The sequence below is a fragment of the Pseudomonas sp. A0308 genome (assembly GCF_044218815.1).
Lineage (GTDB): Bacteria > Pseudomonadota > Gammaproteobacteria > Pseudomonadales > Pseudomonadaceae > Aquipseudomonas > Aquipseudomonas iridis.
The window spans coordinates 1,592,014-1,612,113 of the sequence record NZ_CP162581.1 but is presented as its reverse complement, the minus strand read 5'-3'; the positions used below and the strand labels follow the sequence as shown (position 1 = coordinate 1,612,113).

Here is a 20,100-nt window from a genome sequence, read left to right as displayed (position 1 = left end):
AGCCTCTAGAGTAATGAAGCTGCCACTGTTCGCTGCTAACGAAAGGGGTGGCGGCTATACGCGGGTTAGCAGACCAGGACTCTAGAACCCGGCGCACCGAAGTGCCCCACGCAAAGCCGCCATAACGGCAACGGACTTGTGCGTCTAGAGAAAACCCAGGCTGCTAAACCCGATCACTGAGAAATCAGCGACGGATCAACAATAGAGTCCACCCCCAAGGCGCACAAGCCGGCGGATTCTGGCGTAGCTGTAGGCAAAGGCGCAAGGATTCGTAGCCTGGAACCCGTGTCTGCAAGTGTCTTTTAAACACCTTCGTTTAAATCAAAGAATCGCGCCGGTTTTTATGGCCCCTTCGCGAGCAGGCTCGCTCCCACGGTTGGAATGCATTCCGCGCCCACATCTGGTTCGCATTTAATTCTCATAATTTGAATGCAGTTTCCTGTGGGAGCGAGCCTGCTCGCGAAAGGGCAGTCCCGGTAAAAAACTCAAGGTCAAAACCTCCCTGTTCGATCATTGGCAAAAGTTGGAAGGTTTCTTGCAATAGCCGCCGTACGTCCGCTCTGGGCGTCAAAAGTTTGCTTTAAAGGAACGGGGAAAACCGGTGGATCGCTCTCAGTTACTCAACAGTGCTCGTTCAAACGTTGCCGATCTCAGTCGAGGCAATCTGGGCGTGCCGTTGTTGCTGCTGGTCATGTTGGCAATGATGATGTTGCCGATTCCACCGTTCCTGCTGGACGTGTTTTTCACCTTCAACATTGCCTTGTCCATCGTCGTGCTGCTGGTGTGCGTTTACGCCCTGCGGCCACTGGATTTTGCGGTGTTTCCGACCATCCTGCTGGTGGCGACGCTGATGCGCCTGGCGTTGAACGTGGCGTCGACGCGGGTGGTGATGCTCCACGGTCAGGACGGCCACGCCGCCGCCGGTAAGGTGATCCAGGCCTTCGGTGAGGTGGTGATCGGCGGTAACTACGTGGTCGGTATCGTGGTATTCGCGATTTTGATGATCATCAACTTTGTCGTGGTGACCAAGGGTGCCGGGCGGATTTCCGAGGTGAGCGCACGTTTCACCCTCGATGCGATGCCCGGCAAACAAATGGCAATCGACGCCGACCTCAACGCCGGTCTGATCGACCAGAACCAGGCCAAGTCGCGCCGTCAGGAAGTCGCCCAAGAGGCCGAGTTCTACGGTTCCATGGACGGTGCGAGCAAATTCGTCCGTGGTGACGCCATCGCCGGCCTGCTGATTCTGTTCATCAACCTCATCGGCGGTATGGCCGTCGGTATCTTCCAGCACAACATGAGCTTCGGTGACGCTGGCCGGGTTTACGCCTTGCTGACCATCGGTGACGGTTTGGTGGCGCAATTGCCATCACTGTTGTTATCAACAGCGGCGGCGATCATGGTGACCCGTGCTTCCGGTTCGGAGGACATGGGCAAGCAGATCAACCGCCAAATGTTCGCCTCGCCCAAAGCGCTGGCAGTGGCTGCCGGTCTGATGGCGGTCATGGGCCTGGTGCCGGGCATGCCGCACTTCTCGTTCCTGAGCATGGCCGCACTGGCTGGCGGCGCCGCGTACCTGTTCTGGAAAAAACAGAACGTGGCCAAAGTCGTCGCGCTGGAAGAGGTCAAGCGTCAGCAGGAATTGCTGCCATCGCCGGCCCGCGCCATGGAAACCAAAGAGCTTGGCTGGGACGACGTAACCCCGATCGACATGATCGGCCTGGAAGTCGGCTATCGCCTGATCCCGCTGGTGGATCGCAATCAGGGCGGGCAATTGCTGGCGCGGATCAAGGGCGTGCGCAAGAAGCTGTCGCAGGATCTGGGCTTCCTGATGCCCACTGTGCACATTCGTGACAACCTCGATCTGGCTCCGAGCGCGTACCGCCTGACCTTGATGGGGGTGATCCTGGCCGAGGCCGAGATTTACCCGGATCGCGAGCTGGCGATCAACCCCGGTCAGGTCTACGGCGCGCTCAACGGTATCAACGCCAAAGATCCGGCTTTCGGTCTGGAAGCGGTGTGGATCGAAATCAGTCAGCGCGCGCAGGCACAATCGCTGGGTTATACCGTTGTGGATGCGAGCACCGTGGTCGCGACGCACTTGAACCAGATTCTGTACAAGCACTCCAGCGAGCTGATCGGCCACGAGGAAGTGCAGCAACTCATGCAATTGCTGGCCAAAAGCTCGCCAAAACTGGCGGAAGAGCTGGTGCCGGGCGTGGTTTCGTTGTCGCAGTTGCTCAAGGTGCTGCAAGCGTTGCTGGCCGAGCATGTGCCGGTACGCGATATCCGCAGCATTGCCGAAGCCATCGCCAACAACGCCGCGAAGAGTCAAGATACCGCCGCGTTGGTGGCTGCTGTGCGGGTCGGCGTATCTCGCGCAATCGTCCAAAGCATTGTAGGCACGGAGTCTGAGCTACCTGTTATCACTCTGGAGCCAAGGTTGGAACAGATATTGCTCAATAGTCTGCAGAAGGCAGGACAAGGCTCGGAAGAGGGCGTTCTGCTGGAGCCAAGCATGGCCGAGAAGCTGCAGCGTTCACTGATCGAAGCGGCGCAGCGGCAGGAAATGCAAGGTCAGCCGGTCATCCTCTTGGTAGCCGGCCCGATCCGCGCGATGCTCTCGCGCTTTGGCCGCCTGGCAGTCCCTGGATTGCACGTGCTGGCCTACCAGGAAATACCGGACAACAAGCAAGTGACGATCGTTGCGACAGTAGGGCCCAACGGCTGAGGTAGTGGTTTATGCAAGTTAAGCGTTTTTTCGCCGCCGATATGCGTCAGGCCATGAAGCTGGTTCGTGATGAGCTGGGCGCTGATGCCGCCATCATTGGCAACCGCCGCATTGCCGGCGGCGTCGAACTGACGGCGGCGCTGGATTACAAGTTGTCGGCGCTCGCGCCACGGGTTCCGAACATGGAGCTCGAAGACGAGCTGCGCAAGACCCAGTCGCGCATCGTCACCGCTCAGGCCGAATTGAGCCTGCGGGGCGAAGCCGACGGCGACACCAATCGCCAGCTGTTCGCCGGTTTGCCAATGACGGCCGGCCTGCCGCTGACCGCTGCCGAACCGTTGAGCGAGCCGACTTACGCGGCCCCGGCACGTCCGGCCCCGGCACCTGCGCAATCGTCAGGCGGGATTGATCCGCGTGCACTGGATTCGATGCGTTTTGAATTGAACAGCCTGCGCGAGCTGATGGAAGTTCAGCTCGGCACCCTCGCCTGGAACCAGCTGCAAGGCAGCCGCCCGGCGCAAGCCAACCTGTATCGTCGTCTGCAACGGATCGGCCTGTCCGGCCCGTTGTCGCGCGACCTGCTGGCGATGATCACGGATATCGAAGAACCTCGTCAGGCCTGGCGCATGCTGCTGGCGCACCTGGCGCGGATGATTGCCGTACCGGAAGTCGAGCCGCTGGAAGAGGGCGGTGTGATTGCCATGGTCGGCCCTGCCGGCATGGGCAAGACCACCACGCTGGCCAAGCTTGCTGCCCGCTACGTGCTCAAGTACGGCGCGCAGAATGTCGCGCTGGTGAGCATGGACAGCTTCCGCATCGGCGCTCAGGAACAACTGAAGACCCTGGGCCGGATTCTCAACGTGCCGGTAACGCACGTCGATCCGGGTCAGTCGCTGGTGCAGGCCCTGGACCCGCTGCTGCGCAAACGCGTGGTGCTGATCGATACCGCCGGCCTGCAGGCCAGCGATCCGGCACTGCGTATGCAGCTCGAAAGTCTGGCCGGACGTGGCATCCGTTCAAAAAATTATCTCGTGCTGGCAACCACCAGCCAAAAACAGGTTCTAACCGCCGCTTATCACAGTTACAAGCGTTGCGGGCTCGCCGGGTGCATCCTGACTAAACTGGATGAAACGGCCAGCCTTGGCGAAGTGTTGAGCCTGGCGATCAGTCATGAATTGCCGGTCGCGTATCTGACCGATGGCCCACGGATTCCGGATGATTTGCATCTGCCGCGCCGTCATCAACTGGTCAGCCGCGCCGTCAGCGTGCAAATGCAGGAAGAACCCAGCGAAGAAGCCATGGCTGACATGTTCGCTGATATCTATCACAGCCCGACCAAGCAGGTAGGCTGAGGTAATCATGAACAATTTTTGTACCTACATCGATGGTCTGCCATGCATTGTTCCGTTTGTGAACGCGCAGCCAGTAATGTGGCCTCCGTCTATGCAAGACAAGGTAAAGAAATAACATGGGCAGCATGCATCCCGTACAGGTTATCGCGGTGACTGGCGGCAAAGGTGGCGTCGGCAAGACTAACGTGTCAGTGAACTTGTCTCTGGCGCTGGCAGAGCTTGGCCGTCGGGTCATGCTGCTGGACGCCGATCTGGGACTGGCGAACGTCGACGTTCTGCTGGGTTTGACGCCCAAACGCACCTTGGCCGACGTGATCGAAGGCCGCTGCGAATTGCGCGACGTGCTGTTGCAAGGCCCGGGCGGAATTCGCATCGTGCCGGCTGCATCGGGCACTCAGAGCATGGTGCATCTGAGCCCGGCTCAGCATGCCGGTCTGATTCAGGCGTTCAGCGACATCGGCGACAATCTCGACGTACTGGTGATCGACACCGCTGCGGGCATTGGTGACTCGGTAGTCAGTTTCGTACGCGCCGCGCAAGAAGTGTTGCTGGTGGTCTGCGACGAGCCGACTTCGATTACCGACGCTTACGCGCTGATCAAGTTGCTCAACCGCGATTACGGCATGAACCGCTTCCGCGTCCTGGCCAACATGGCGCAGAGCCCGCAGGAAGGTCGCAACCTGTTCGCCAAGTTGACCAAGGTCACGGATCGCTTTCTTGACGTGGCCCTACAATACGTCGGCGCCGTGCCTTACGACGAAAGCGTGCGCAAGGCTGTGCAGAAACAACGTGCGGTCTATGAAGCCTTCCCGCGTTCCAAGTGCGCACTGGCGTTCAAGGCAATCGCACAGAAGGTCGATACCTGGCCGCTGCCTGCCAACCCGCGCGGCCACCTTGAATTCTTCGTCGAGCGCCTCGTGCAGCAAACGGCAGGGCCTGTCATATGACCGCAAGCGGTATGAACTACTACAAAAAGTCGGCACGTGATGCGCAGTACGAGTTGATCGAGCGTTATGCGCCACTGGTCAAACGCATTGCCTACCACTTGCTGGCACGGTTGCCGGCGAGTGTGCAGGTCGAGGATCTGATCCAGGCCGGGATGATCGGCCTGCTCGAAGTCTCGACCAAATATGACGCCAGCAAAGGCGCCAGTTTCGAAACGTACGCGGGCATTCGAATCCGCGGCGCGATGCTCGACGAAGTGCGCAAAGGGGACTGGGCACCACGCTCGGTTCACCGCAATACCCGTATGGTCAGCGACGCAATTCGCTCGATTGAAGCTAAAACCGGCCGTGATGCTAAAGATCACGAAGTTGCGGCCGAACTCCAATTGAGTCTCGACGATTATTACGGGATTTTGAATGACACCCTGGGCAGCCGCTTGTTCAGTTTCGACGACCTGTTGCAGGACGGCGAACACGAAGGGCTGCACGAGGATGGCGCGAGTGCTCATCTTGAGCCGTCACGCGATCTGGAAGATGAACGCTTCCAGGCAGCGCTGGCGGACGCGATTGCCAATTTGCCGGAGCGTGAGCGACTGGTGTTGGCGCTGTACTACGACGAAGAGCTGAACCTCAAGGAGATCGGTGAAGTCCTTGGCGTCAGTGAGTCGCGGGTCAGCCAGTTACACAGCCAGTGCGCGGCCCGTTTGCGGGGGCGTTTGGGGGAGTGGCGAGCGCGCTGAAGGCAGTGTGGGGACACTGCGAACGAGGCTGGTGCGGTGATGAACGGCACCGGTCTTGCTCTGTTGTGCTCCAGACAGTCTTTGAGTGTTACGCCGGATTGAATGAAATGGCGCGTCCAGGTGCTGGGCGCGTTTAAGACTGCTTGGAGGTCGAATTGGACAAGAACATGAAAATCCTCATCGTTGATGACTTCTCAACGATGCGGCGGATCATCAAGAACCTGCTGCGCGATCTGGGGTTCACCAACACCGTCGAGGCTGACGATGGCATTACCGCCATTCCGGTTCTCAACAGCGGCAGCATCGACTTTCTGGTAACGGACTGGAACATGCCGGGCATGACCGGTATCGACCTGCTGCGTCACGTGCGCGCCGATGAAAAACTCAAGCACCTGCCAGTGCTGATGGTGACCGCTGAAGCCAAGCGCGAGCAGATCATTGAAGCAGCCCAGGCCGGTGTAAACGGCTATGTGGTGAAACCCTTCACGGCCCAGGCGTTGAAAGACAAAATCGAGAAGATTTTCGAACGCATCGGTTGAGAAACTGCGCCACGGGGGAGCTATGGACCACAAAGAATCTTCACAGGGCGATTTTGAATCGACCCTGAAAAAACATGCGGTCGAACTGGTCGAAAGCCTTGAAAAGGGCAGGTTCGGCGACGCTGTGCAATTGATCCATGAGCTCAATCAGACCCGTGACCGTGGCCTGTACCAGGAAGTTGGCAAGCTCACACGTGAACTGCACAGTGCGATCGTCAATTTCCAGATTGATCCGAACATGCCGCAGGCCGAGGAAGTGTCGCAAATTACCGACGCCACCGAACGCCTGGGCTATGTGGTCAAACTGACGGAAGCCGCGGCCAACCGCACCATGGATCTGGTGGAAAGCGCCACGCCGGTGGTCAATGGTCTGGCTGATGAAGCCCAGACCTTGAGTACCGATTGGGGTCGCTTCATGCGTCGTGAGGTCGGGGCCGAAGAGTTCCGCGAACTGGCGCGCCGGGTCGACGGTTTTCTGTCACGCAGCAGCACGGGCAACCGTGCGGTGTCGAGCAATCTGAACGACATCCTGCTGGCTCAGGATTACCAGGACCTCACCGGTCAGGTGATCAAACGTGTGACCCAACTGGTCACCGAAGTCGAAAGCAATTTGCTCAAACTCGTGCTCATGGCCAGTCAGGTGGACCGCTTTGCGGGCATCGAACATGACCGTGCGGCGATGCTCGCTGAAAAAGATCCACAAAAACATCTCTCGCAGGGTGAAGGTCCGCAGATTCATGCCGATAAACGAGAAGACGTTGTGTCCGGTCAGGACGATGTGGACGATTTGCTATCCAGCCTTGGATTTTGAGTTTTAGGTTTTTAGACCTGTAGGAGCACCCCCTTAATGAGCTTCGGCGCCGATGAAGAGATCCTTCAGGATTTCCTGGTTGAGGCCGGCGAGATTCTTGAGCAGCTGTCAGAACAATTGGTCGAGCTGGAAAGCCGTCCGGATGATGCTGATCTGCTCAACGCAATTTTTCGCGGTTTCCACACTGTAAAAGGGGGCGCCGGCTTCCTTCAGCTCAATGAGCTGGTTGAGTGCTGTCACATCGCCGAAAACGTGTTCGACATCCTGCGAAAGGGTGAGCGTCGCGTTGATTCAGAACTGATGGACGTTGTGCTTGAAGCGCTGGATGCGGTGAACGGCATGTTCACCGAAGTGCGCGAGCGCAGCCCGATTACGGCTGCTACGCCTGAGCTGCTGGCCGCCCTGGCGCGTCTGGCCGAACCGCAATCGGCTGAAGCCGAAGCGGTTGAAGAAGTCGTCGAGGCACCGGTTGCCGAAAGCGATTCGGGCGACATCACCGATAACGAATTTGAACAGTTGCTGGACTCGCTGAACGCCGTCAAGGCTCAGGCCGAAGCCCCGGCGGCTGCCGCTGCGCCTGCTGCAACTGAAGCGGCCAGCGATGAAATCACCGATGCCGAGTTCGAGTCGTTGCTCGATCAACTGCACGGCAAAGGCCAGTTCGCGGTTGATGCTGTGGCCCCTGCGGCGGCGGCTCCTGCGGCACCGGCCAAGGGCGACAGCTCGGACATCACCGACGACGAATTCGAAGCGCTGCTCGATCAGTTACACGGCAAGGGCAACTTTGCCGTTGATGCGCTGGAATCGGCGATTGCTGCGGTGCCTGCGCCTGCTGCTCCGGCAGCGGCTGCGGCCGGCAGCGATTTGATCAGCGATCACGAATTCGAATCGCTGCTCGACGAACTGCACGGCAAAGGCAAGTTCACTGAAGTAGGGACCGCGTCTGCCGGCAGCACTGCCGCTGTCGCAAAACCTGCCGCCAAGGCCCCGGCCGCAGCGCCCAAGCCTGCGCCGAAAGCCGAATCGCCAAAACCTGCGGCCGCTGCTGCACCGGCTCCGGCCCGTGCGCCAGCCGCGCCACCGCCGGAAAAACCGGCCAGCGAAGCCGAAACCACCGTGCGGGTCGACACCGCGCGTCTCGACGAAATCATGAACATGGTCGGCGAGCTGGTGCTGGTGCGTAACCGTCTGGTGCGCCTGGGTCTGAACAGCGGCGACGAAGCCATGCAAAAGGCTGTGTCGAACCTCGACGTGGTCACGGCTGACTTGCAGACCGCGGTGATGAAAACGCGGATGCAACCGATCAAGAAGGTCTTCGGGCGCTTCCCGCGTCTGGTTCGCGATCTGGCCCGTCAGCTCAAGAAAGAAATCAATCTGGAACTGGTCGGCGAAGAAACCGACCTCGACAAAAACCTTGTCGAGGCTCTGGCCGATCCGCTGGTCCACTTGGTGCGCAACGCGGTCGACCACGGCATCGAGTCGCCGGAAGAACGCGAAGCTTCGGGCAAGGCCCGTGGCGGCAAAGTGGTGCTGGCCGCCGAACAGGAAGGCGATCACATCCTGCTGTCGATTTCCGATGACGGCAAAGGCATGGACCCGAACGTCCTGCGCGCCATCGCGGTAAAACGCGGTGTGATGGACAAGGATGCAGCCGATCGCCTGAGCGATACCGAGTGCTACAACCTGATCTTTGCCCCTGGGTTCTCGACCAAGACCGAGATCTCCGACGTGTCTGGCCGCGGTGTCGGCATGGACGTGGTGAAGACCAAGATTTCCCAGCTCAACGGTTCGATCAACATCTACTCGACCAAGGGCCAGGGCTCGAAGATCGTCATCAAGGTGCCGTTGACCTTGGCAATCATGCCGACGCTGATGGTCATGTTGGGCAATCAGGCGTTTGCGTTCCCGCTGGTCAACGTCAACGAAATCTTCCACCTCGACCTGTCGACCACCAACGTTGTCGATGGTCAGGAAGTGGTGATCGTGCGGGACAAGGCCTTGCCATTGTTCTACCTCAAGCGCTGGCTGGTCAGCTCCGCCGCTCACGAAGAGCAGCGCGAAGGCCATGTGGTGATCCTTTCGGTGGGCACCCAGCGGATCGGCTTCGTCGTCGATCAACTGGTCGGCCAGGAAGAAGTGGTCATCAAGCCATTGGGCAAAATGCTTCAGGGCACTCCGGGCATGTCCGGCGCCACCATCACTGGTGACGGCCGTATCGCGCTGATCCTTGATGTTCCGAGCATGCTCAAGCGTTACGCCGCACGGCGTATTTGAATCCGGGGCGGCGGGGCGATGATGCTCCGCTGCACCTAATGGAGTGTTTATGGCAGTCAAAGTCCTGGTGGTGGACGATTCGGGTTTTTTCCGCCGCCGCGTCTCGGAAATTCTTTCAGCGGATCCGAGCATCCAGGTTGTCGGTACGGCAACCAACGGTAAAGAGGCGATCGATCAGGCCATGGCGCTCAAGCCTGACGTGATCACCATGGACTACGAGATGCCAATGATGGACGGCATCACGGCAGTGCGGCACATCATGCAGCGCTGCCCGACCCCGGTGTTGATGTTCTCCTCGCTGACCCACGAAGGCGCCCGGGTAACCCTGGATGCGCTGGACGCCGGCGCGGTGGATTTCCTGCCGAAGAATTTCGAAGACATCTCGCGTAACCCCGAGAAGGTCAAGCAACTGCTGTGCGAAAAGGTGCATAGCATCTCGCGCAGTAATCGTCGTTTCAGTGCTTACAGCGCACCTGCGCCTGTTGCTGCTCCAGCCCCTGCGCCGACGCCGGCCCCGGCTGCATCGAGTTTCAGTAGCCAAAGCAGCCACGCCAGCAGCGCACCGGCACGCCCGGCACCTGCTCCGGCGCCGACCCGCGCGCCGGCTGCAAGTGCTTCGTCGCCGGCACCGAAACGCAAGGCCTACAAACTCGTCGCTATCGGTACATCAACAGGTGGCCCGGTTGCGCTGCAACGCGTGCTGACGCAGTTGCCGGCGAATTTCCCGGCGCCGATCGTGCTGATCCAGCACATGCCGGCGGCGTTCACCAAAGCCTTTGCCGAGCGTCTGGACAAGCTCTGCCGCATCAGCGTCAAGGAAGCCGAGGATGGCGACATCCTGCGTCCGGGCCTGGCGCTGCTGGCACCGGGTGGCAAGCAAATGATGATCGACGGCCGTGGGGCGGTGAAAATCCTGCCGGGCGACGAGCGTCTGAACTACAAGCCGTGCGTGGACATCACCTTCGGTTCTGCAGCCAAGTCGTACGGCGACAAAGTTCTGGCGGTCGTGCTGACCGGCATGGGCGCTGACGGCCGTGAAGGCGCGCGCCTGCTCAAGCAGGGCGGCAGTTCGGTGTGGGCGCAGGATGAGGCAAGCTGCGTGATCTACGGCATGCCGATGGCCATCGTCAAAGCCGACCTCGCTGATGCGGTGTACGGTCTGGACGACATCGGCAAGCACATCGTCGAGGCGTGTATCTGATGGATGTTCTAAGCCTTATCGGGATCATCATGGCGTTCGTCGCCATCATCGGCGGCAACTACCTGGAAGGTGGTCACCTGGGTGCGCTGGCCAACGGCCCGGCGGCACTGATCGTAATAGGCGGCACCATCGGTGCCGCGCTGTTGCAATCGCCGATGAGCGCGTTCAAGCGCGCGATGCAGATCCTCGCGTGGATCTTCTTTCCGCCACGCGTGGACCTGGCTGGCGGCATCGACCGCGTGGTCAACTGGAGCCTCACCGCGCGCAAGGAAGGCTTGCTCGGGCTGGAAGGGGTGGCTGACGCCGAACCTGACAACTACTCGCGCAAAGGCCTGCAACTGCTGGTCGATGGCGCCGAGCCGGAAGCCATCCGCAGCATCCTCGAGGTGGATTTTTACACCCAGGAAGCGCGCGATATCGAAGCCTCCAAAGTTTTTGAAAGCATGGGTGGCTACGCGCCAACCATCGGCATCATCGGCGCGGTGATGGGCCTGATCCACGTGATGGGCAACCTCGCCGACCCGACGCAACTGGGCAGCGGCATCGCCGTGGCGTTCGTTGCGACGATCTATGGTGTGGCCAGTGCCAACCTGATCCTGTTGCCGGTAGCGGCCAAACTGAAGTCCATCGCGTTGCGGCAGTCGCGTTATCGCGAAATGTTGTTGGAAGGGATCTTGTCGATCGCCGAAGGTGAAAACCCTCGCTCTATCGAGCTGAAGCTTCAGGGCTTCATGGATTGATGGGGGTAATGGACTATGGCTCGTCGCAGGCATCAGGAAGAACACGTTAATCACGAGCGCTGGCTCGTGTCCTACGCCGACTTCATTACGCTGCTGTTCGCTTTCTTCGTGGTGATGTACTCGATTTCGTCGATCAACGAAGGCAAGTACAAGGAAATTTCCGAAGCGCTGGTCGGGGTCTTTACCGACTCCGACCGCGCGCTCAAGCCGATCCAGATTGGCGACGAGAGACCGAAGACCGTGACCCCGGCCAAACCGCTGGTCAAGGACGCCGAGCAGGTTGACGCCGGTATCGCCGGCGCCAGCGATCCGCTGAAAAGCATTGCCGACGACATCAGCGCCGCATTCGGTGACCTGATCAGCTCCAACCAGATGACTGTGCGCGGCAATGAGTTGTGGGTCGAGATCGAACTCAACTCCAGCCTGTTGTTCGGCAGCGGCGACGCCATGCCGAGCGACATCGCCTTCAACATCATCGACAAGGTTGCAGCGATCCTCAAACCGTTCGACAACCCGATCCACGTCGAAGGTTTTACCGACGACCAGCCGATCCGCACCGCGCAGTACCCGACCAACTGGGAGCTGTCCTCGGCGCGCTCGGCGAGCATCGTGCGCATGCTCGCGATGCAGGGCGTCAATCCCGGTCGGCTGGCCTCGGTGGGCTACGGTGAATTCCAGCCAGTAGCGAATAACGCCACTGCCGAAGGCCGGGCGAAAAACCGTCGCGTGGTGCTGGTGGTGTCGCGCAATCTGGATGTGCGCCGCAGCCTGACGGGTACCGGAACCGCTCATGCGCAACCGGACGCCGCACTGAAGCGCGCTGGCACACAAACTGCACCGACCCCGGTCAAGACGCCGGGACGCGAGAGTGCCGTCAATTCTCCGTCACCCGCATTAATACGCTGAGCCATGTCTCGGCCGAGCATCTCGGTCGGGAGGAACGAACTGAATGAGAGTCTGGGCAGTCGCCAATCAAAAGGGTGGGGTCGGTAAAACCACCTCTTCCATCGCTTTAGCCGGATTGCTGGCCGAGGCGGGCAAGCGCGTGGTCGTGGTCGATCTCGACCCACACGGCTCGATGACCAGCTATTTCGGCTACGATCCCGACAGCCTGGAACACAGCAACTACGACCTGTTCCTGCACAAGGGCAGCGTGCCGCAAGGCTTGCCCGGACAGTTGCTGCTGTCGACCAGTGACGAACGCATTTCCCTGCTGCCATCGAGCACCGCGCTGGCAACGCTTGAGCGCCAGTCGCCTGGGCAAAGTGGCCTGGGGCTGGTGATCGCCAAGAGTCTGGCGCAGTTGTGGCAGGACTTTGATTATGCAGTCATCGACAGCCCGCCGTTGCTCGGCGTGCTGATGGTCAACGCCCTCGCGGCGAGCCAGCAACTGGTGATCCCGGTACAGACCGAGCACCTGGCTGTCAAAGGCCTGGAGCGCATGGTCAACACGTTGGCGATGATCAACCGCTCACGCAAACAGGCGCTGCCGTTCAGCATCGTGCCGACGTTGTTCGACCGCCGTACTCAAGCGTCGATGAGCACATTGCGCGTGCTGCGCGACAAATTTCCCGACGATATCTGGCAGGGCTACATCCCGGTCGATACGCGTCTGCGCGACGCCAGCCGCGCGGGTGTCACGCCTTCGCAATTCGACGGCAAGAGTCGTGGTGTGCTGGCTTACCGCGCGCTGCTCAAGCATCTGTTGGCGCAACAACTTGTTGCGCAGGTGGCTTGAGATGATTTTGCCCTGTGTAGGAGCTGCCGCAGGCTGCGATCTTTTGATCGGGTTTTGTGGCGCTTCTGAAAAAATCAAAACATCGCAGCGTTCCGCAGCTCCTGCAGGCGGTTGTGTATGAATCGGCCGGTGAAGTTGACCTCCAAGCCGCAGATGGCGTTGCAGTCGTATCTGGACAGCTTGTTGGAGGAGATCCCGGACGAGTTGCCGGTGCAGGTCGCTTCCCAGCCTGAGGTGATTGAAAGCGCCGAAGCGCTGGATGAGTTCCAGGCGGCGGTGCTTGAAGAGCAGGCGCGCGATGCCGAGAAAGCAGCCAGAGCTGTGGCGCCGGTCGCTGCGCCCGCCCCGGTGGCCAGGGCGCCCGTGGTGTTGCTCGAAACGGCTGAACCTGTGCGCGTGGTATCGACCCTTGCGCCGCTGCTGCAAACGCAGTTGCTGCAAGCTGTGCCTGAACCCGTCGAGCCAGAGCCAGAGCCAGAAGCACCAGCGGCCGAACCGGTTGTTCAAGCGCTCGTCACGCCGCTGGTGGAAGTGCATCTGCCGCCAAGCAACACACCGCCGCCGGTCGACACCGACGGCCGTCCGGCCTGGGCCTCCGAAGCCTTCGAATGCCTGCTGTTCGATGTCGCCGGATTGACCCTGGCCGTGCCACTGGTTTGCCTGGGCTCGATCTACTCGCTGGCCGGTCACGAGTTGACGCCGCTGTTCGGTCAGCCGGAATGGTTCCTCGGGATTCTGCCGAGCCAGGCCGGCAACCTGAAAGTTCTGGACACCGCGCGCTGGGTCATGCCGGATCGCTATCGCGATGATTTCCGTCAGGGCTTGCAGTACGTGATTTCGGTACAAGGTTACGAGTGGGGCCTGGCGGTGCATCAGGTCAGTCGTTCGTTGCGTCTTGATCCGAATGAAATCAAATGGAGAAGTCATCGGGGTCAGCGGCCATGGCTTGCCGGCACCGTGATTGAACACATGTGCGCCTTGCTCGATGTCGCAGCTCTTGCGGAGTTGATCGCCAGCGGCGGGGCAAAGCACATGCCCGGCAGTAAGCCGAACCACAAACCGACTTAACACTTACATAACAGACAAGCACCGGCATACGCATGGCGGGGCATAGAACATACACCGCCAGGGGCGGTACTTCGAGGGGCTAGGGTATGAACGACAAGGCGACGGCGGCAAAGGGTTCTGAAGATCCGATCCTGCAATGGGTGACCTTCAAGCTGGACAACGAAACCTACGGCATCAACGTGATGCGCGTTCAGGAAGTGCTGCGCTACACCGAGATCGCTCCGGTGCCGGGTGCGCCAAGCTACGTGCTGGGCATCATCAACCTGCGCGGTAACGTGGTCACCGTGATCGACACCCGTCAGCGCTTCGGCCTGAGCACCGGCGAGATCAGCGACAACACCCGTATCGTCATCATCGAAGCCGACAAGCAAGTCGTCGGCATCATGGTCGACAGCGTGGCCGAAGTGGTTTACCTGCGTCAGTCGGAAATCGAAACGGCGCCAAACGTCGGTAACGAAGAGTCGGCCAAGTTCATCCAGGGCGTATGCAACAAGAACAACGAGTTGCTGATCCTGGTCGAGCTGGACAAGATGATGAGCGAAGAAGAGTGGTCGGACCTGGAGAACATCTGATTGATTCTCGAAGTTGCGGTCATTGTCCTGTTCCTCTTCTGGGCAGGCACGCTGGCAATGTTTCTGGCGTACATCAAGGCGCAGCGGGTGATCGCTGCGCAACAGGCCGAGGGCGATGCGCTGCGTGATCAGCGCATCAAGGAACTGGCCAAGCGCGTTGACGATTATCAGAACGGTAATGTGCGCATGGGCGAAGCCCTGCACGAGCTGCGGGCGGTAGTCGGTCCGTTGCCGGACAAAATCGTTCAGCTGGAACAGCGTGATCCATCCAGCCTGTCGTTCGCCCAAGCGGCGAAACTGGTGGGGATGGGCGCGAGCGTTGATGAGCTGACTCAGTCCTGTGGCTTGACCCAGGCTGAGGCGGAGTTGATGCGTAAGTTGCACAAGAGCAGCTAGAAGCTTCAAGCAGAAAGCTGCAAGAAAAGTCAAAAGATCGCAGCCTTCGGCAGCTCCTGCAGGTGGGTAGATAACCCTGTAGGAGCTGCCGAAGGCTGCGATCTTTGCTTTTACGGCTTAATAATCATCCCCGCGCTCGGTGATGTCCTTCTCGACCATCGGTGCATCCGGGTCATGACCCTCGGGGAATTTCCCCTTCAGATTCCACGCAAACGCGATGATCTCCGCGATGGTGCGGTACAGCTCTTCGGGAATGCTGTCGCCCAATTCCATTCGCGCCAACAGTCGCACCAGTTCGGCGTTCTCATAGATCGGCACTTCACAGTCGCGGGCGATCCGCAGGATTTCTTCGGCCAGTTCGTCATCACCTTTGGCGGTGAGCGTCGGGGCGTGGTTGCCGTCGTACTTGAGGGCGATGGCCTGGCGTGGAGCGGTGGCGTCATTCATGCGGTTTCATCAACCCAGCGGTGGTCGAGACGGGTTTGGTTGCCTTGTGGCGGGGTGCCGTGGTGACAGTCGATATCACCAACGTTGAGCCCACGATCCAGCAGGCGCTGGCGCAGCGCGAACAGGTTGTTTTCGATCAGATCTGCGGTGTACGGCCGTTCGGCCCACAACTGGCCCGACAGGCTGCCGGCGATCAACTGCGCCTGAATCTGCATCGGCCCGAGCGGCTCCATGTCGAACGCCAGATCGACGCGCCACAGTTGTTGTTTCGGCTCGCGTTCGTCGCGGCGCTCGTTCGGTTGCGGTTCTTTCTCCGGCGCTTCTTCGCGCTGGAACTTGACCTGCAACGGCACGATGTCTTGCAGGTTGCGCATGGGAATTTCCAGCTGCCAGGTGCTGAGCAGCCGCCCGTCATCGGTGACGCCAGTCTGTTCCAGGCTCGACAACTGATGGCTTTGCAAGCGCGAGATGGCAGCAGCAGCGAGGCGCAGCAAATGCTCCAGATCACCTTCGCCGTCCTGGCTTTGCAGCAAACGGTCGGGCAGCGGGAAGCTGCTGGGCAGCGGTTTGGCGCTGACCTGGCCGAGCATGCCGAGGGCGTTGCGTACGAAACTCGGCATCGCCTGCGCGAGGGTGTTGGCGGCGATGATCGCGTTGAAACTGGTGCTGCTAGGCAGGCCCGGTGTCAGTTGCGCGACCAGTTTGAGCAGGTCGGCTTTCATGTCCGGTGCCAGCGTCGGGGTTTGTCCGGTCAGCAGTTTGGCTTCGAGAAACATGCCGCTGTTGGCCAAGGCCTGTGCGACGCCTTTGGCGGTGCTCAGCTGTTGCACGTTCGGCAGGCTGGCGAGCAGGCGATCTACCGCAGCGCGTAAATCTGTCGACGTTTGATCGGTGTTGGCTGGCAGGTTTTGCAGCGCGTTCAGCAAGCCGGTCAATGAAGCCTGACGACCTTGCTGGCCGACCAGTTGCTGGCTCACGGCCAATTGCTCCTGACGACTGCTCAGCGGCAGGAATTTCAACGTTTGCGAATCTTCTACCAACGCCGAGAGCAGGGTGCCGATGCGCAGTGGCTGCGGGCTGTCGATGGTCAATGTGCTGCCGCTCAAGGCGGTATTGAGCAGGCTGACCATCGAACGAAACACCGTCGTTTGCCCCGGCGTTTGCGGGAGCACCTGCGAAGTCAGCACTTTGCCTTGCAGCAGGGTGCCCACGGGCAATTGCGCCGTGTCGATGCGGGTGAGGGCGGCAACGCTGCTGGCAATGGCCTGTTGCACGGTAATCGCCAGGTTACCCGCAGACGGCTGAGTGATCGCCAGACTGGTGCCTTGCGCCAGCGGTAGATTGCTGGTCGCTTGCACGGTGGTCTGGCGACCGCTGTCCAGCGTTACCTTGAGCAGCAGTTCAAACGTCTGATCCGCCTGCTTGAGTGACAACACCTCAGCCTTGGCGCTCTGGCCGGTCCCGATCAAGCCTTCGACCGGTGTCAGCAGCTTGAGCAACTCGCCGACCTGCGGGCGAACGGTCGCCGGGGTGGTCGTGGGGAGCGGGAGGATGTTCATTTCGCCTGTCATACGCGGACACAACCTGAGGAAATTGCACTCTTGAGAGTAAGGCACGACATGTATAATGCCGCCCGTCTTGCGCTTCGTTCAAAAAACATAGCAATTGTTTGACGCAGCTCTCTAGATCGAGCCGTCATTGCATTTATGCTGCATCTCTTTAACGGCCGCGCCAGAGCCGACTTGAACCGTATAAGGCCCGTGATCCCTTGACCAGTCCTGTCCTGCAAACCGTTGCCCTCGCGTGTGAACGTGATCTGAGGCTGCTCTTCGAAAATCTCGAATTGCGACTCGTCAGCGGCGATATGGTGCAGATCAGCGGCCCGAACGGCAGCGGTAAAACCAGTTTGCTGCGTTTGCTGGCCGGTCTGATGCAGCCGACCGAAGGTCAGGTCCTGCTCAATGGTCAGCCATTGACCGAGCAACGCAGTGAACTGGCGCGCAATCTGTTGTGGATCGGCCATGCCGCCGGGATCAAGGATTTGCTGACTCCGGAAGAGAACCTGTCGTGGCTCTGCGCCCTGCATCATCCCGCCGAACGCGATGCGATCTGGCAAGCACTGGCAGCGGTAGGATTGCGCGGATTCGAAGATGTTCCCTGCCACAGTCTTTCTGCCGGTCAACAACGCCGCGTGGCGCTGGCGCGTCTGTATCTCGATAGCCCGCCGCTGTGGATTCTCGATGAGCCGTTTACCGCTCTCGACAAGCAGGGCGTGGCGCAACTTGAAGAACATCTGGCCGGACACTGTGAGCGCGGCGGTCTCGTCGTATTGACCACGCACCACACCCTGACACGCATGCCTTCGGGTTATCGCGACATCGATTTGGGGAGCTGGGCAGTATGAGTGTGTTCGGCCTGCTGGTTGCCCGTGAATCCCGACTGCTGTTTCGCCGCCCGGCGGAGCTGGCCAATCCACTGATTTTCTTTGCCATCGTCATCGCCTTGTTCCCGCTGGCCGTCGGCCCGGAAACTCAAGTGTTGCAAAACCTGTCCCCGGGGTTAGTCTGGGTGGCGGCGCTTTTATCCGTGCTGCTCTCGCTGGACGGGCTTTTCCGCAGTGATTTCGAAGACGGCTCTCTGGAGCAGTGGGTCCTTTCGTCGCACCCGCTGCCACTTCTGGTTTTGGCCAAGGTGCTGGCACACTGGCTCTTTTCCGGGCTGGCGCTGGTTTTGCTCTCACCCTTGCTGGCGTTGATGCTCGGTTTGCCTGCTGCCTGTCTGCCGGTATTGCTGCTGTCATTGCTACTGGGTACCCCGGTGCTGAGCTTGCTCGGCGCGGTGGGCGCGGCACTGACTGTGGGTTTGAAGCGGGGCGGCCTGTTGCTGGCGCTGCTGATTCTGCCGTTGTACATCCCGGTGTTGATCCTCGGCAGTGGCGCCTTGCAGGCAGCCTTGCAAGGCATGCCGGCGACCGGTTATCTGCTGTGGCTTGGGAGCCTGACCGCCCTGGCGATAACCCTGACACCCTTTGCAATAGCGGCTGGCCTGAAGATCAGCGTCGGCGAATAATAATGAGGTCTGGTTAAAAATTAACCGCTTTTTTCAGGAAAGGCATGACCCAAATGCCAGCTCACACCGATGAGCGGCACCCGTGATGGATACAGTATGAACTGGACCTGGTTTCACAAGCTCGGCTCGCCCAAGTGGTTCTACGGCATCAGCAGCAAGTTTTTGCCGTGGTTGAGCATTGCAGCGTTGCTGCTGATTGGTGTCGGCGTAGTCTGGGGCCTGGCCTTCGCGCCGCCGGATTATCAGCAAGGCAACAGCTTTCGCATCATCTACATTCACGTGCCCGCCGCGATGCTCGCTCAGTCGATCTACGTGATGCTGGCGGTGTGCGGTGTTGTCGGTCTGGTGTGGAAGATGAAACTGGCCGACGTCGCCCTGCAATGCGCCGCACCGATCGGCGCGTGGATGACCGCCGTGGCGCTGGTCACCGGGGCGATCTGGGGCAAACCGACGTGGGGCTCGTGGTGGGTCTGGGATGCTCGCCTGACTTCGATGCTGATTCTGCTGTTCCTGTATTTCGGCCTGATCGCGCTGGGCAACGCGATCAGCAACCGCGACAGCGCCGCCAAGGCCTGCGCAGTGTTGGCCATCGTCGGCGTGATCAACATCCCGATCATCAAATACTCGGTGGAGTGGTGGAACACCCTGCACCAGGGCGCGACTTTCACCCTCACCGAAAAACCGGCAATGCCTGTCGAAATGTGGCTGCCGCTGCTGCTGACTGTGTTGGGTTTCTACTGCTTCTTCGGCGCCGTGTTGTTGCTGCGCATGCGCCTCGAAGTGCTCAAGCGCGAAGCCCGCGCCAGTTGGGTGAAAGAAGAAGTGCAGAACAGTCTGGAGGGCGCGCGATGAGTTTTGCTTCATTCGGCGACTTCCTCGCCATGGGCCATCATGGCCTGTATGTCTGGTCGGCCTACGGCATCTGTCTGGCGGTACTGGTCCTCAACGTCGCGGCGCCAATTGCCGCCCGCAAGCGCTATCTGCAACAAGAGGCGCGTCGTCTGCGCCGGGAGAACGGCAAGTGAATCCGCTGCGTAAAAAGCGTCTGATCATCATTCTGGCAATTCTGGTCGGGGTCGGTGCTGCTGTCGGCCTGGCCTTGAGCGCGCTGCAGGAAAACATCAACCTGTTTTACACGCCAACCCAGATCGCCAATGGCGAAGCACCGCAGGGTACGCGTATTCGCGCTGGCGGCATGGTGGAGGCCGGTTCACTGCAACGCTCCCCGGACTCGCTGGACGTCAGATTCGTCGTCACCGATTTCAAGAAATCCGTGACCATTACCTATCGCGGCATCCTTCCAGACCTGTTTCGCGAAGGGCAGGGCATTGTCGCCCTGGGCAAGATCAACGCCGACGGTGTAGTCGTCGCTGATGAAGTGCTGGCCAAGCATGACGAGAAGTACATGCCGCCGGAAGTGACCAAAGCGTTGAAAGACAGCGGTCAATCCGCCCCGACCCCAGCGAAGGAGAGTTGAT

General features: G+C 60.0%; 21 protein-coding genes. 19 read left to right on the top strand and 2 right to left on the bottom strand.

Annotation, left to right across the window (positions count from 1 at the left end):
* Window positions 1-601: 601 nt before the first annotated feature.
* The 14 genes from flhA (at window position 602) to AB4P92_RS07465 (ending at window position 15,106) form a co-directional block, all read left to right on the top strand.
* Window positions 602-2,731: a flagellar biosynthesis protein FlhA gene (flhA, locus tag AB4P92_RS07530; RefSeq protein ID WP_042558242.1), complete on the top strand. Its 2,130-nt coding sequence runs from the start codon at window positions 602-604 to the stop codon at window positions 2,729-2,731.
* An 11-nt stretch (window positions 2,732-2,742) separates the two neighbouring features.
* The gene (gene flhF / locus AB4P92_RS07525; protein WP_047300277.1) at window positions 2,743-4,083 is read left to right on the top strand and encodes a flagellar biosynthesis protein FlhF; all 1,341 of its coding nucleotides are present in this window, start codon (window positions 2,743-2,745) and stop codon (window positions 4,081-4,083) included.
* A 116-nt stretch (window positions 4,084-4,199) separates the two neighbouring features.
* Entirely contained in the window at window positions 4,200-5,030 is an 831-nt protein-coding gene (gene fleN / locus AB4P92_RS07520) for a flagellar synthesis regulator FleN (RefSeq protein ID WP_016771060.1), read from the top strand.
* Complete coding sequence (gene fliA / locus AB4P92_RS07515) at window positions 5,027-5,767, top strand: RNA polymerase sigma factor FliA (protein ID WP_007920004.1); 741 nt, start codon at window positions 5,027-5,029, stop codon at window positions 5,765-5,767. Before fleN ends, fliA begins: the two co-directional genes overlap by 4 nt.
* A 167-nt stretch (window positions 5,768-5,934) precedes the next feature.
* Window positions 5,935-6,306, top strand: coding sequence for a chemotaxis response regulator CheY (locus tag AB4P92_RS07510; protein ID WP_008072643.1), 372 nt, complete (start codon window positions 5,935-5,937; stop codon window positions 6,304-6,306).
* Between the two features lie 22 nt (window positions 6,307-6,328).
* Window positions 6,329-7,117 (top strand): protein phosphatase CheZ, encoded by a 789-nt coding sequence (locus AB4P92_RS07505; RefSeq protein ID WP_395599200.1) that lies wholly within the window; start codon window positions 6,329-6,331, stop codon window positions 7,115-7,117.
* A 36-nt stretch (window positions 7,118-7,153) separates the two neighbouring features.
* Window positions 7,154-9,391 carry a chemotaxis protein CheA gene (locus tag AB4P92_RS07500; protein ID WP_042558245.1) on the top strand — a complete coding sequence of 746 codons (2,238 nt, stop codon included), beginning with the start codon at window positions 7,154-7,156 and terminating at the stop codon, window positions 9,389-9,391.
* Window positions 9,392-9,440: 49 nt separating this feature from the next.
* A complete protein-coding gene (locus AB4P92_RS07495) occupies window positions 9,441-10,592 on the top strand; it encodes a chemotaxis response regulator protein-glutamate methylesterase (RefSeq protein WP_047300279.1) in 1,152 nt (383 codons plus the stop codon).
* Window positions 10,592-11,332 carry a flagellar motor protein gene (locus tag AB4P92_RS07490; protein WP_042558247.1) on the top strand — a complete coding sequence of 247 codons (741 nt, stop codon included), beginning with the start codon at window positions 10,592-10,594 and terminating at the stop codon, window positions 11,330-11,332. Before AB4P92_RS07495 ends, AB4P92_RS07490 begins: the two co-directional genes overlap by 1 nt.
* 15 nt (window positions 11,333-11,347) lie before the next feature.
* Window positions 11,348-12,238, top strand: coding sequence for a flagellar motor protein MotD (gene motD / locus AB4P92_RS07485; RefSeq protein ID WP_210622246.1), 891 nt, complete (start codon window positions 11,348-11,350; stop codon window positions 12,236-12,238).
* Window positions 12,239-12,281: 43 nt separating this feature from the next.
* The gene (locus AB4P92_RS07480) at window positions 12,282-13,070 is read left to right on the top strand and encodes a ParA family protein (RefSeq protein WP_042558249.1); all 789 of its coding nucleotides are present in this window, start codon (window positions 12,282-12,284) and stop codon (window positions 13,068-13,070) included.
* A gap of 117 nt (window positions 13,071-13,187) precedes the next feature.
* The gene (locus AB4P92_RS07475; RefSeq protein WP_200610785.1) at window positions 13,188-14,138 is read left to right on the top strand and encodes a CheW domain-containing protein; all 951 of its coding nucleotides are present in this window, start codon (window positions 13,188-13,190) and stop codon (window positions 14,136-14,138) included.
* Between the two features lie 86 nt (window positions 14,139-14,224).
* Window positions 14,225-14,710: a chemotaxis protein CheW gene (locus AB4P92_RS07470; protein ID WP_042558251.1), complete on the top strand. Its 486-nt coding sequence runs from the start codon at window positions 14,225-14,227 to the stop codon at window positions 14,708-14,710.
* Complete coding sequence (locus tag AB4P92_RS07465; protein ID WP_042558252.1) at window positions 14,711-15,106, top strand: DUF2802 domain-containing protein; 396 nt, start codon at window positions 14,711-14,713, stop codon at window positions 15,104-15,106.
* A gap of 117 nt (window positions 15,107-15,223) precedes the next feature.
* Here AB4P92_RS07465 and AB4P92_RS07460 read toward each other — a convergent pair whose 3' ends face one another.
* Both AB4P92_RS07460 and AB4P92_RS07455 read right to left on the bottom strand, forming a co-directional pair.
* Window positions 15,224-15,553 (bottom strand): EscU/YscU/HrcU family type III secretion system export apparatus switch protein, encoded by a 330-nt coding sequence (locus tag AB4P92_RS07460; RefSeq protein ID WP_047300283.1) that lies wholly within the window; start codon window positions 15,551-15,553, stop codon window positions 15,224-15,226.
* A complete protein-coding gene (locus AB4P92_RS07455; RefSeq protein ID WP_200610783.1) occupies window positions 15,550-17,124 on the bottom strand; it encodes a flagellar hook-length control protein FliK in 1,575 nt (524 codons plus the stop codon). The genes AB4P92_RS07460 and AB4P92_RS07455 overlap by 4 nt, the downstream gene beginning before the upstream one ends.
* Before the next feature lie 197 nt (window positions 17,125-17,321).
* Here AB4P92_RS07455 and ccmA point away from each other — a divergent pair, with 197 nt between their 5' ends.
* The 5 genes from ccmA to ccmE all read left to right on the top strand — a co-directional run bounded on the left by ccmA (window position 17,322) and on the right by ccmE (window position 20,099).
* The gene (gene ccmA, locus AB4P92_RS07450; RefSeq protein WP_042558256.1) at window positions 17,322-17,957 is read left to right on the top strand and encodes a cytochrome c biogenesis heme-transporting ATPase CcmA; all 636 of its coding nucleotides are present in this window, start codon (window positions 17,322-17,324) and stop codon (window positions 17,955-17,957) included.
* Window positions 17,954-18,622: a heme exporter protein CcmB gene (gene ccmB / locus AB4P92_RS07445; RefSeq protein WP_007919970.1), complete on the top strand. Its 669-nt coding sequence runs from the start codon at window positions 17,954-17,956 to the stop codon at window positions 18,620-18,622. Before ccmA ends, ccmB begins: the two co-directional genes overlap by 4 nt.
* Window positions 18,623-18,718: 96 nt before the next feature.
* Window positions 18,719-19,474, top strand: a complete 756-nt coding sequence (locus AB4P92_RS07440; protein ID WP_042558258.1) for a heme ABC transporter permease — start codon at window positions 18,719-18,721, stop codon at window positions 19,472-19,474.
* A complete protein-coding gene (ccmD, locus tag AB4P92_RS07435; RefSeq protein WP_007959239.1) occupies window positions 19,471-19,647 on the top strand; it encodes a heme exporter protein CcmD in 177 nt (58 codons plus the stop codon). Before AB4P92_RS07440 ends, ccmD begins: the two co-directional genes overlap by 4 nt.
* Window positions 19,644-20,099, top strand: a complete 456-nt coding sequence (ccmE, locus tag AB4P92_RS07430) for a cytochrome c maturation protein CcmE (RefSeq protein ID WP_042558260.1) — start codon at window positions 19,644-19,646, stop codon at window positions 20,097-20,099. Before ccmD ends, ccmE begins: the two co-directional genes overlap by 4 nt.
* Window position 20,100: the final 1 nt, after the last annotated feature.